The organism is Gryllotalpicola protaetiae, from assembly GCF_003627055.1.
GTDB lineage: Bacteria > Actinomycetota > Actinomycetes > Actinomycetales > Microbacteriaceae > Gryllotalpicola > Gryllotalpicola protaetiae.
The window spans coordinates 3,131,710-3,143,489 of sequence record NZ_CP032624.1 but is presented as its reverse complement, the minus strand read 5'-3'; the positions used below and the strand labels follow the sequence as shown (position 1 = coordinate 3,143,489).

The following is an 11,780-nucleotide window of genomic DNA, read 5'->3' as shown; positions in this document are numbered from 1 at the left end:
GAAGTCGGTCACGGCAGAGGATGGCTGGGAGTCGCAGCCTGCGGACTAGAAGAGGCCGGGGATCACCTCCTCCGCGGTGTCGGCGAACGCGCTCTCCTGGGCGGCGAGGTACGCCTCCCAGGCCTGCGCGTCCCAGATCTCGGCGCGGCTGCCCGCGCCGATGACGGCGAGGTCCTTGGTGAGGCCCGCGTAGGCGCGCAGCGCCGGGGGGATCGAGATGCGGTTCTGGGCATCGGGCGCCTCGTCGCTCGCGCCCGAGAGGAAGACGCGCAGGTAGTCGCGCGCCTGCTTGCTGGTGACGGGCGCCTGGCGGATCTTCTCGTGCATCGCGGCGAACTCGTCCCGGCTGAAGACGTAGATGCAGCGCTCCTGGCCACGGGTCAGGACGACGCCGCCCGCGAGCTCTCCACGGAACTTGGCCGGAAGGATGACGCGCCCCTTGTCGTCGAGCTTCGGGGTGTAGGTGCCGAGGAACATGCGCAGCGCCTCCCTTCCCCGAGATCCAATGGGCCCCACGTTACTCCACAACCATCCACGCGCAAGGATTTGAGGCGTGTTTTGGGGGTCATTTCTCGAGCGGAAAGCGCGGAATCACGCGGGACAGAGCCAGTGGAGGGTGGTGGAGGGCTCGTGCGGCGTCCGCCCCTCGATCGGGCACAAAAAAGGGCCGACCCGAGCGGGTCGACCCTTGAGGTGGTGCGAAGTGGGGGCGGGGTCAGCGGTCGCCGTCCTGGCGCTTGTCCCACCGCTCGCCCATGCGGTCCATGAAGTCGGAGTTCTTCTGACGCCCGCGGCCGCCGGGCTGCGCGGCGCCGCCCTCTGCGTCGAACAGCGCATCGTGACCACGGCGACGACCGGGGGTGATGGCGAGCAGCACGCCGGCGAACATGAAGAGGAAGCCGAGGATGCCGACGACGGGCAGCCGGATCGCGACGCCGAGGATCAGGGCGGCGACGCCGACGACGGCGACGAGCACGCCGAGCACGATGGCGCGGTATGCGGGCTTGCGCCGGGGCGTCTGACTGATGTTCGCCACGAAGTCCGCGTCGTTCTGGTAGAGGTTGCGCTCCATCTCGTCGAGAAGGCGCTGCTCGTGCTCCGAAAGCGGCATCCCGATCCCCTCTTCTTCAGCTTCGTCAGCTTCGTTGCGTCGTGCTGTGACGCCTCAGTGTAATCGCGGCCCGACCGGCCTGCTAGCCCGTTACGCCGCCATTAGTCTGGCTTGTGTGGCGGACAACGTGAGACTCGTCGATCTGGTGCAATCCCGTCTCGACGGATTCCTCGATGACCGCTCATCCATTGTCACGAGCGTGGGCGACGATGTGACCGCTCTGCTCGACGACTCGCGGCGATTTCTCAGCGGTGGCAAGCGATTCCGGGCCCAGTTCTGCCATTGGGGGTGGCGGGCCGTCGCCGGCGCCCGCGAGACGCCCGTGACGCAGCGCGAGCTCGACGCCGTGATCGGCGCCGCGAGCGCACTCGAGCTGTTCCATGCCGCCGCCCTCGTGCACGACGACGTCATCGACAGCTCGGACACCAGGCGGGGCGAGCCGAGCGCACATCGCAGGTTCGCGGAGCGTCATGGGGCGCGCCGGTGGGCGGGCGACGCAGGCGCCTTCGGCACCTCCTCCGCGATCCTGCTCGGCGATCTGCTGCTCGGGTGGAGCGACGAGCTTCTCGACGACGCGCTGTTCGGCTTGGGCGATGCGGATCGCGCGCGCGCCGCGCGGCACCTGTTCAACACCATGCGAACGGATGTCACGGCCGGGCAGTACCTCGACGTGCTCGAAGAGAACGCATGGGTCGAGCGCGACGAGCAGCAGCTGCTCGAGGCCGCGCGCCGCGTCGTCGTCTTCAAATCGGCGAAGTACAGCATCGAGGCGCCGCTGCAGATCGGCGCGGCGATCGCTGGGGCGAGCGAAGCCCAGCTCGCGACACTCAGCGAATTCGGGCTTCCGCTCGGCATCGCCTTCCAGCTGCGCGACGATCTGCTCGGGGTGTTCGGCGACGCGGCCGTCACCGGGAAGCCGAGCGGCGACGATCTGCGCGAGGGCAAGCGCACCGTGCTGGTCGCGCTCACCCGCAGCCGCGTCAGCCCGTCGGTGCGGCGGGTCTTCGACGACCTGCTCGGCGACCCTCAGCTCACGACCGAGCAGGTGCTGATGCTGCAAGGCGCCATGCGCGACTCCGGCGCCGTCGACGAGATCGAGGCGATCATCGAACGCGAGGTGCGCAGCGCGAACGCGGCTCTCGACGAAGCATCCCTCGCCCCAGAGGCGATCGCCGCACTGCGGCGACTGACCGCGCGCGTGACCGACCGCGAGGCGTGACGCTTTCGCGCCGATTTCCTGCCGGCGCCTGTTCCGATCGGGCGCAAACGGGTCGATCGGGCGCATCTCATCGGCGTTCTCGTGTGCCCGATCGACCCAACTGCGCCCGACCGGCCGGGCATCGACCGGCCGACTCGTCGCGGCCCGCGACGAAGGTCGGCTCAGCCCAAGGCCTGAGCCACGCGGCGCACCTCGGTCTTGCGGCCGCTGCGCAGCGCGTCGATCGGTGCGGCACCGAGCGCCTCGTCCTCCGACAGCAGCCAGTCGATGGCCTCGTCGTCGGTGAAGCCGGCATCGCCGAGCACCATCAGGGTGCCGCGCAGCTCGCTGAGCGGCTGGCCCCCCGAGATGAAGTCGGCCGGCACCGACAGCACGCCATCGCGGCGCCGACCGAGCAGCTGCCGGTCTTCGATCAGTCTGCGGACACGGGAGGGCGAGACGCCCAGAATCTCGACGAGCTCGGGCATGGTCAGCCAGGTGCGCTCAGGCGACGGAGAAGCCATGGAGGAAATCGTGCCAGAAGATTCGCGGCTGGCGCCCTGCTTTCTGACATCCGTTTCTGACGTGTCACGCCGGGCGCGGAATATATCGCTACCTAAACTCGTGGGGTGACCAACACGAGCCAGACCGACCCCCTGCTCGGCCGTCTCATCGACGGCCGATACCAGGTGCGCTCGCGCATTGCGCGCGGCGGTATGGCCACCGTGTACCTCGCGACCGATCTGCGCCTCGAACGGCGTGTCGCACTGAAGGTGATGCACAGCCACCTCGCCGACGACACGAATTTCCGGAGCCGCTTCGTTCAGGAAGCGCGGTCGACCGCCCGCCTCGCGCACCCCAACGTCGTGAACGTCTTCGACCAGGGCCAGGACGACGACATGGCCTACCTGGTCATGGAGTACCTGCCGGGCATCACGCTGCGCGACCTGCTGCGCGACTACGGCAAGCTCACGCCGGAGCAGACGATCGACATCATGGAGAACGTGCTGGCCGGTCTCGCCGCCGCGCACCGCGCCGGCATCGTGCACCGCGACCTGAAACCCGAGAACGTGCTGCTGGCCGACGACGGCCGCATCAAGCTCGGCGACTTCGGCCTCGCTCGGGCAGCCGCGAACGCGACGGGCACCGGTCAGGCGCTGCTCGGCACGATCGCCTACCTCTCCCCCGAGCTCGTCACCCGCGGCATCGCCGACACGCGCAGCGACATCTACGCCATCGGCATCATGATCTACGAGATGCTCACCGGCGAGCAGCCGTTCCAGGGCGAGCAGCCGATGCAGATCGCCTATCAGCACGCCAACGACTCCGTGCCGCGGCCGAGTCTCAAGAATCCGCTCGTCCCGCCGCAGCTCGACGACCTCGTGCTGTGGGCGACCAGCAAGGACCCCGAGCAGCGGCCGGCCGATGCGCGCGCACTGCTCGACAAGCTGTACGAGGTCGAGCACGCGATCCACGCTGCGCCGGCCGAGCCCGGGCTCGACGCGACGCGCGTGATCCCGCCGACCGCGAACGACACGCTGGCGACGACCGTGCTCGCGCCCGCCGCGGCGCCGCTCGTGCCCGCGCCGCAGTTCGCCGGGCCTGCCGCGCAGGTGCGCAGCGAGGCGACCGCGACGGACGCCGTGAGCAAGCTCGCCGCCGTCGGCCGTCACCGCCGCGGCCGCGGCTGGTGGCTGCTCGCCGCCCTGCTCGTGGTCGCCGGCGCCGCCGGCGGGACCGGCTGGTACTTCGGCGCCGGCCCTGGAGCGCTCGTCGCCGTCCCCGCGCTCGTCGAGAAGACGGCGGATGCCGCAACCGCGGCGCTCAAGAACGTGGAGCTCGTGGGGAAGCAGAACCCCGTCTACAGCTGCGCCGTGCCGGAGGGGCACGTCGCCCGCGTGCGGCCGGAACCGGGTCGGCTGCTTCACAAGGGCAGCACGGTGACGATCGACGTCTCGCGCGGCCATGAGCCCAATCAGATCCCGAAGCTCGGCGGCCTGCCTGCCGCCGACGCGAAGCGGGCGATCACCGATGCGAAGTCGCTCGTCGGCACCCAGGTCGACCAGCAGTTCAGCTCGAGCGTCGCGAACGGCGCGGTGATCGCGGCCACCAAGGCCTCCGACAACACCGACATCACCGGCGGCGGCCCGTACACCCAGTGCGACACGGTCAACCTGGTGATCTCGGTCGGCCCCGTCCCCGACGTCGTCGGGCAGCCGCTCGCCGACGCGCAGGCCGCGATCAAGAAGGCCGGCCTCGCCTACGGGCAGGGCCAGTCGAAGTACGACGACACGGTGCCGAAGGGCGCGGTCATCTCGCAGGAGCCGGCGAACTCCGGCCCCGTGCACCTCGGCGACACGATCCTGCTCGACGTGTCGCAGGGCCCCCAGCTCTACCCGGTTCCCGACGTCACCGGCATGACACCGGACGACGCGAAGCAGACGCTCACGAAGGCGGGCTTCACGGTGACGGTGCCGAACACCTTCTCGGGTCTGCCCATCGGCGTCTTCGCGAACGGCATGATCGTCGTCAGCAAGGAAGACCCACCCGCGAGCGACGACCCGTCGCAGAAGAAGGGCACCAACATCACTCTGACGTTGGGCCTCAAGGGCTGACGCACCCCTAGTTCTTGCGCAGCTCTTCCGCGACGAGGAAGGCGAGCTCGAGCGACTGCATGTGGTTGAGGCGCGGGTCGCACAGGGACTCGTAGCGCGTGGCCAGCGTCTCCTCGTCGATCATCTCGCTGCCGCCGAGGCACTCGGTGACGTCGTCACCGGTGAGCTCGACGTGGATGCCGCCCGGGTGCGTGCCCACCGCGCGGTGCGCCTCGAAGAAGCCCTTCACCTCGTCGACGACGTCGTCGAAGCGGCGGGTCTTGTAGCCCGTGGGTGTCGTGATGCCGTTGCCGTGCATCGGGTCCGTGACCCACAGCGGCGTCGAGCCCTCGGCCTTGACGGCCTCGAGCAGCGGCGGCAGCGCCTCGCGGATGCGGCCGGCACCCATGCGCGTGATGAAGGTGAGGCGGCCGGGCGTGCGCTCGGGATCGAGCCTGTCGATGAGCCGGAAGACGTCGTCGGGGGTGGTGCTCGGCCCGAGCTTCACGCCGAGAGGGTTGCGCACGCGGGACAGGAAGTCGACGTGCGCGCCGTCGATGTCGCGGGTGCGCTCGCCGACCCAGAGCAGGTGCGCGGACACGTCGTAGGCGTCACCCGTGCGCGAGTCGATGCGCGTGAGCGGCCGCTCGTAGTCCATCAGCAGCGCCTCATGGCTCGCGTAGAACTCGACGGCCTTGATCTCGTCGAAGTTCGCGCCGCAGGCCTCCATGAAGCGCACCGCGCGGTCGATCTCGCGGGCCATGCCCTCGTAGCGCACGTTCGCGGGGTTCTCGGCGAAGCCCTTGTTCCAGCTGTGCACCTCGCGCAAGTCGGCGAAGCCGCCCTGCGTGAACGCGCGGATCAGGTTCAGCGTCGAGGCCGCCGTGTGGTACCCCTTCACGAGCCGCGACGGGTCGGCGTTCCGCGACTCCGGTGTGAAGTCGTAGCCGTTGACGATGTCGCCGCGGTATGCAGGCAGCGTCACCCCGCCGCGCGTCTCGGTGTCGCTCGAGCGCGGCTTCGCGAACTGGCCGGCCATGCGCCCGACCTTGATGACGGGCATCGATGCGCCGTAGGTCAGCACGACGGCCATCTGCAGCACGGTCTTGACCCGATTGCGGATGCGGTCGGCGGTCGCGTCGGCGAAGGTCTCCGCGCAGTCGCCGCCCTGCAGCAGGAATCCATGCCCCGACGCCGCGGCGGCCAGTCGCTCGCGGAGCTGGTCGACCTCGCCCGCGAACACGAGGGGCGGGAGGGTGGCGAGCTCCGCGCTCGCGGCGGCCACCGCCTGGGCATCCGGCCAATTCGGCTGCTGCTTGATCGGCAGCGTGCGCCAGTGGTCGAGGCCCGCAAGAACGAGCGGGTCGGTCAGGGCTGCGGGGGTCTCGACCAGGGAAGTCATAGCCCCGCTATTCTATCGGGCGGCTGTCAGCGGTTCAGGCTGGGGATCGTCGCCTTCACCGAGCTGGCGTACACGTCGGCGTACTCCTGCCCGGAGATACGCCACAGCTCGTACTGGATCTCGTCCGTCACGGCCCGTAGCACGTAGCGGTCGCCCTCCAGCCCCGTGAAGCGCGAGAAGTCGAGCGGTTCGCCGACGACGATGCCGACACGGCGGATGCGCGGCAGCTTGACGCCGGCCGGCATCAGCTCCTGCGTCCCGATCATCGCGACCGGGATGACGGGCACGCGCGCCTCGAGCAGCATGCGCGCGATGCCGGTGCGGCCGCGGTACATGCGGTGGTCGGGGCTACGGGTGCCCTCAGGGTAGATGCCGAGCAGCGCCCCCTCCGCGAGCACGCGCAGGCCCGTGTTGAGCGAGTCCTCCGACGCCTTGCCGCCCGAGCGGTCGATCGGGATCTGGCCGGTGCCGAGGAAGAACATCTTCGACAGCCAGCCCATCAGCCCACGGCCGGTGAAGTACTCGCTCTTCGCGAGGAAGGTGACGTGCCGGTCGAGCATCAACGGCAGGAAGATCGAGTCGAAGAACGACACATGGTTGCTCGCGAGGATGGCCGCGCCCTCTTTCGGCACGTTCTCGACGCCGACGACCCACGGCCGGAACACCGCCTTGAGCAGCGGCCCGAGAAGCACGTACTTGAGGAACCAGAAGAAGGCGTTCACGGATGCCTCAGCTGAGGATCACCGGCTGATGGCGTGCTGCCGTGCCACGTCGGCGGCGCCGACCACGCCCGCGTCGTTGACGAGCTCGGCGATGCGGAACTCGGGCTCGGGGTGGTAGCCGCGCGCGGGCAGGGTCTGGAGGAACGCCTGGCGAATCGGGGCGAGCAGCTTCTCGCCGGCCGAGGCGACGCCGCCGCCGATGACGAACACCTGCGGGTCGAGGATCGCGGCGAAGCTCGCACACGCCTGGCCGAGCCAGTCGCCGAGCTGGCGCACGGCCTGCAGAGCGCCCGGGTCGTCGTCGTCGATCAGCGCTCCGATGTCTGCGCCGTGCAGGTAGTTGCCGTTCTTCGCCCGGACCTCGGCGAGCTTCTGACCGATGCCGCCCGCGTCGGCGAGCGTGTTCGCGTAGCGCTGCAGCGCCCGTCCTGAGCCGTACTGCTCGATGCATCCGTTCGCTCCGCAGCCGCACGGCAGGCCGTTCGGGACGATCCGCATGTGACCGAGCTCGCCGCCCGCGCCGAAGCCGCCGCGGAACAGCCGGTCATTCGCGACGATCGCGCCGCCGACCCCGGTGCCGATGGTGAGCATGACCATGTCGGTGCTGAGCCGCCCCGCGCCGAAGCGGAACTCGGCCCAGCCGGCCGCGTTGGCGTCGTTCTCGATGATGACGGGCACGCCGACCTTCGGTTCGAGTGCGTGGCGCAACTGCTCGTGCCGCCACGGCACGTTCGGCGTGTAGTACACGATCGACCCGGTGGCGTCGATGAAGCCGGGGGCGGCGACTCCCGCAGCGATCGCGTCGGTGCCGTCGGCGAGCTCGTTGATCATGTCGACGACGACCTGCTTCAGCGACTCCGAGTCACCGGCCGGCGTCGGTTTGCGGTCCTGCCGAACTATCGTGCCGTTCTCGTCGACGAGAGCCCCTGCCACTTTGGTTCCACCGATGTCGATGCCGATCGCATGCACGCGGTCTCGCCTTTCTTAGGTGATTGGGTGTCCGTTGTACTGAGGACAGAAGCCTCCCGGGGACACTGTCTAGAGTGTATGCAGTCAGCACGCCGCATGTCATTGACGCGGCGCCCCGGTACCGAAGGAGCTACCGTGCTCGAATCCGTGATTCCTGCCATCGTCCCGGCCGACCCGTCGGCGAACACCACCGATCTGCTCGTGGAGCGGGCCGCACTCACCCCTGACAAGGTGCTGTTCGCCGTTCCAGAGGGCGACGAGTGGCGCGACATCACGGCCGCGGAGTTCATCGGCCAGGTGCGCGCGCTCGCCAAGGGCTTCGTCGCCGCAGGCGTCCAGCCGGGCGACAAGATCGGCATCATGAGCCGCACCCGCTACGAGTGGGTGCTCATCGACTTCGCCATGTGGTTCGCGGGCGGCGTGCTCGTCCCCGTCTACGAGACGAGCTCGCCCAGCCAGCTCGCGTGGAACCTCGCCGACTCCGGCGCCACCGGCGTGATCCTCGAAGACGCCAAGCACTACGCCGCCTTCGACGAGGTCGCCCCGGAGCTGCCCGCGGTGCAGAAGGTCTGGCACATCGACCTGGGCGACCTCGACAAGCTCGTCGCCGCGGGCGTCGACGTGCCTGACGACGAGATCGAGCGCCGCCGCAAGATCGCGAACGGCGATGACATCGCGACGCTGATCTACTCATCGGGCACCATGGGCAAGCCCAAGGGCGTCGTGCTCACGCACGCCAACTTCGTCGAGCTGTCGCGCAACGCTGCGCAGTCCCTGGGCGGGGTGCTCGAAGACCGGGCATCCACCGTTCTCTTCATCACCATCGCGCATGTGTTCGCGCGCTTCATCTCGGTCGTGTCCGTCCACGCGGGCGTGCGTGTCGGTCACCAGGCCGACACGACGAAGCTGATGGACTCGCTGCAGTCCTTCCGCCCCACGTTCCTGCTGATGGTGCCGCGCGTGTTCGAGAAGGTCTACAACACGGCTGAGCAGATCGCCGAGTCCGGCGGCAAGGGCAAGATCTTCCGCGCAGCCGCCGACACCGCCGTCGCGTACTCCGAGGCGCGCGCCGCGGGCAAGGTGCCCTTCGGTCTGGGCCTCAAGTTCAAGCTGTTCGACCGGCTCGTGTTCTCGACGCTGCGCGCGAAGATGGGCGGACGCGTCGAGTACGCCGTCTCCGGCTCCGCACCGCTCTCCACCCGCCTCGGGCACTTCTTCTCGGCGCTCGGCATCGAGATCCTCGAGGGCTACGGCCTCACGGAGACCACAGCGCCCGTCTCGGTGAACCTCCCTGGCGCGTTCAAGATCGGCACGGTCGGCCCGGCGCTGCCCGGCAACGCGATCCGCATCGCAGCCGACGGCGAGATCGAGATCAAGGGCATCTGCGTCTTCCAGGAGTACTGGCACAACCCGTCGCTCACCGCCGACTCGTTCGACGACGGCTGGTTCAAGACCGGCGACCTCGGTGCACTCGACGCCGATGGCTACCTGAGCATCACCGGTCGCAAGAAGGAGATCATCGTGACGGCCGGCGGCAAGAACGTCGCCCCCGCCGTGCTCGAAGACGGCGCCCGCTCGAACCCGCTGATCGACCAGATCGTGGTCGTCGGCGAGCAGCGCCCGTTCATCGGCGCGCTCGTCACGCTCGACCTCGAGATGCTGCCGGTCTGGCTCAAGAACAACGGCCAGGACGAGCACATGTCGCTGGAGGACGCCGTGCAGAACGACGCGGTGCTCGCCGAGGTGCAGAAGGCGGTCGACCACGCCAACCAGGCGGTGTCGCGGGCCGAGTCGATCAGGAAGTTCTCGATCCTGCCGACGACCTGGACGGAGGCGACCGGCCACCTGACGCCGAAGCTGTCGATCAAGCGCAACGTGATCGTGAAGGACTTTGCCGCCGAGATCGACGCCCTCTACTCGGGTGTGCCGACCCAGGCGATGAGCCTGCAGGGCTGAGTCAGAACCAGTCTGATTCCCTGACCTGCTTCATCGCCTCACGCCGGGTCTCCTTCTCGAGGCGGTCGAGGTACAGGAATCCGTTCAGGTGATCGGTCTCGTGCTGCAGCGCCTGCGCGAGCACCCCGTCGCCCTCGACCTCGACCTCGTTGCCGTCGACGTCGTAGCCGACCGCCCGCGCCCACGGGTGGCGGGCGGTCTCGAACCACAGCCCTGGCACGCTCAGGCAGCCCTCGCCGACGAGCTCCTTCTCGCCGCGCACCTCGACGACCTCCGGGTTGATCAGGTAGCCGATCTGCCCGTCGACGTTGTAGCTGAACACCCGCAGCGTCGCCCCGATCTGGTTGGCCGCCACGCCCGCGCGGCCGGGCAGCTGCACCGAGTCGACGAGATCCGCCACGAGTGACCTCACGCCTTCGTCGAACTCGACGACGGGGTCGCAGACGGTCTTCAGCACGGGGTCGCCGAACAGGCGGATGGGGCGAACGGTCACGCTGTTCAGCCTAACGAGGCACGCTGCGCGTCGGCCGCCACGGCGGCGTCGCTCCAGAGCCCGAGAGACGGGCGGATGCTTCGGGTGTCAGTAGTCCTGAGGGTCGGGCAATCCCTCGACGACGAGCGCGGCGAGGGTGCGGGCCGCCTCCCGCGTCAGCGGCTTGAGCTGGTGGTACGGCACGACGGAGCCCGCAGCGAGCAGCGGGTCGTAGGGAATCCGCACCAGCGCGCGCACCCGCGAGCGGAAGTGCGCCTCGATCTCGTCGAGCATGACCATGCTCGTTCCCTGCGTCGCGGTGTTGATGGCGACGACCGCGTTCTGCACGAGCGCGCCGTAGCCGTTCGCGTCGAGCCAGGTCAGCGTCTCGGAGGCGAGCTTCGCCTCGTCGACGCTGCCGCCGGAGACGATCACGATCGCGTCGGCGCGGCGCAGGGTCGCCCGCATCACCGAGTGCACGATGCCGGTGCCGCAGTCGGTGAGCACGAACGAGTAATAGCGGCTCGCGAGGTCGGCGACGACGTTGTAGTCGTTCTCGTCGAACGCCTCAGAGAGGTTCGGGTCGGTGTCTGAGGCGAGCACGTCGAGGCGGGTCTCGTCGTGGCTGACGAACTGCGCGAAGTCGGTGTAGCTGCTGACCGAGGTGGCCCGGTGCACGACATCGCGCACGGTCGCACTCGAGTGCCGCGGCACGCGCTCGCTCAGGGTGCCGCGGTCCGGGTTCGCGTCGACCGCGACGATGCGGTCGTCGCGCACATCGGACAGCGCCATGCCGAGCAGCGCCGTGATCGTCGTCTTGCCGACGCCGCCCTTGCGGGTGAGGACGGGGACGAAGCGCGCTCCCCCGCTGAGCTCGCGGCGGATGCGGTGGTCGAGCTCCTTGCGGTGGCGCTCGAGCTTGGAGTCGCCGAGGTTCACGCCGGTGAACGTCACACCGTAGACGAAGCGGTTCCACGCGCCGGTGGGGCGGGCCTTCGGGCGGCGGCGCACGTCGAGGATCCGGTCGGCCGTGAGCATCGCCGCCGACTCGGGCAGCTCGCTCGGCTCTCCGCGCAGGCGATCGCGGCGGGACGCCGCGTACCCCGCGTCCGCACGCGGCACCGGGCCGGTCTGAGGCGTGACGAGGGTCATCGAGCGGATGCTGGGAGCCGACGGCAGCTTGCCCGGGTCGATCGGCCGCTCGGGGATGGCGACCGCCACCTCGTCGTCTGGGGTCTCGTGCGCCTTCTGCGGCGGCAGTTCGACGCTCACGGTCACCGTCTCGGGCTCGCTGGCGACGGCGCTGCCGGCCTTGGCGGTCGTGTCTGCCATTTGTGCAGACTACGGCCGGATGCC

At 69.3% G+C, this 11,780-nt stretch carries 11 protein-coding genes; 3 read left to right on the top strand and 8 right to left on the bottom strand.

All coding sequences use genetic code 11. The features are described 5' to 3' along the window. Window positions 1-45 precede the first annotated feature (45 nt). Both mraZ and D7I44_RS15245 read right to left on the bottom strand, forming a co-directional pair. Window positions 46-477, bottom strand: a complete 432-nt coding sequence (mraZ, locus tag D7I44_RS15250; RefSeq protein ID WP_120790277.1) for a division/cell wall cluster transcriptional repressor MraZ — start codon at window positions 475-477, stop codon at window positions 46-48. Window positions 478-715: 238 nt separating this feature from the next. Beyond that, the gene (locus D7I44_RS15245; protein WP_120790276.1) at window positions 716-1,111 is read right to left on the bottom strand and encodes a DUF3040 domain-containing protein; all 396 of its coding nucleotides are present in this window, start codon (window positions 1,109-1,111) and stop codon (window positions 716-718) included. Window positions 1,112-1,226: 115 nt separating this feature from the next. On the opposite strand from D7I44_RS15245, the gene D7I44_RS15240 reads away from it, so the two are divergent. After that, entirely contained in the window at window positions 1,227-2,330 is a 1,104-nt protein-coding gene (locus D7I44_RS15240) for a polyprenyl synthetase family protein (RefSeq protein WP_120790275.1), read from the top strand. Window positions 2,331-2,491: 161 nt separating this feature from the next. Here the strand turns inward: D7I44_RS15240 and D7I44_RS15235 are convergent, their stop codons facing one another. Next, window positions 2,492-2,833, bottom strand: a complete 342-nt coding sequence (locus D7I44_RS15235) for an Rv2175c family DNA-binding protein (RefSeq protein WP_120790274.1) — start codon at window positions 2,831-2,833, stop codon at window positions 2,492-2,494. Window positions 2,834-2,938: 105 nt separating this feature from the next. Between D7I44_RS15235 and pknB the strand changes: the two genes are divergently transcribed. Then, a complete protein-coding gene (gene pknB / locus D7I44_RS15230; protein WP_245979720.1) occupies window positions 2,939-4,924 on the top strand; it encodes a Stk1 family PASTA domain-containing Ser/Thr kinase in 1,986 nt (661 codons plus the stop codon). A 7-nt stretch (window positions 4,925-4,931) separates the two neighbouring features. On the opposite strand, the gene D7I44_RS15225 is transcribed toward pknB, so the two are convergent. Genes D7I44_RS15225 through D7I44_RS15215 form a run of 3 tightly spaced genes read right to left on the bottom strand, consistent with a single transcriptional unit; the run spans window position 4,932 to window position 7,996 of the window. Then, window positions 4,932-6,305 carry a class II 3-deoxy-7-phosphoheptulonate synthase gene (locus D7I44_RS15225; protein WP_120790273.1) on the bottom strand — a complete coding sequence of 458 codons (1,374 nt, stop codon included), beginning with the start codon at window positions 6,303-6,305 and terminating at the stop codon, window positions 4,932-4,934. A gap of 26 nt (window positions 6,306-6,331) precedes the next feature. Then, window positions 6,332-7,027, bottom strand: coding sequence for a lysophospholipid acyltransferase family protein (locus tag D7I44_RS15220; RefSeq protein WP_120790272.1), 696 nt, complete (start codon window positions 7,025-7,027; stop codon window positions 6,332-6,334). Window positions 7,028-7,045: 18 nt separating this feature from the next. Continuing rightward, on the bottom strand, window positions 7,046-7,996 hold the full coding sequence (locus tag D7I44_RS15215) for an ROK family glucokinase (RefSeq protein ID WP_120790271.1): 951 nt from the start codon (window positions 7,994-7,996) through the stop codon (window positions 7,046-7,048). 135 nt (window positions 7,997-8,131) lie between these two features. On the opposite strand from D7I44_RS15215, the gene D7I44_RS15210 reads away from it, so the two are divergent. Continuing rightward, window positions 8,132-9,952 carry an AMP-dependent synthetase/ligase gene (locus tag D7I44_RS15210; protein ID WP_120790270.1) on the top strand — a complete coding sequence of 607 codons (1,821 nt, stop codon included), beginning with the start codon at window positions 8,132-8,134 and terminating at the stop codon, window positions 9,950-9,952. A 1-nt stretch (window position 9,953) separates the two neighbouring features. On the opposite strand, the gene def is transcribed toward D7I44_RS15210, so the two are convergent. After that, window positions 9,954-10,445 (bottom strand): peptide deformylase, encoded by a 492-nt coding sequence (gene def, locus D7I44_RS15205; RefSeq protein ID WP_120790269.1) that lies wholly within the window; start codon window positions 10,443-10,445, stop codon window positions 9,954-9,956. Between the two features lie 87 nt (window positions 10,446-10,532). Continuing rightward, entirely contained in the window at window positions 10,533-11,756 is a 1,224-nt protein-coding gene (locus D7I44_RS15200; RefSeq protein WP_120790268.1) for a MinD/ParA family ATP-binding protein, read from the bottom strand. Window positions 11,757-11,780 lie beyond the last annotated feature (24 nt).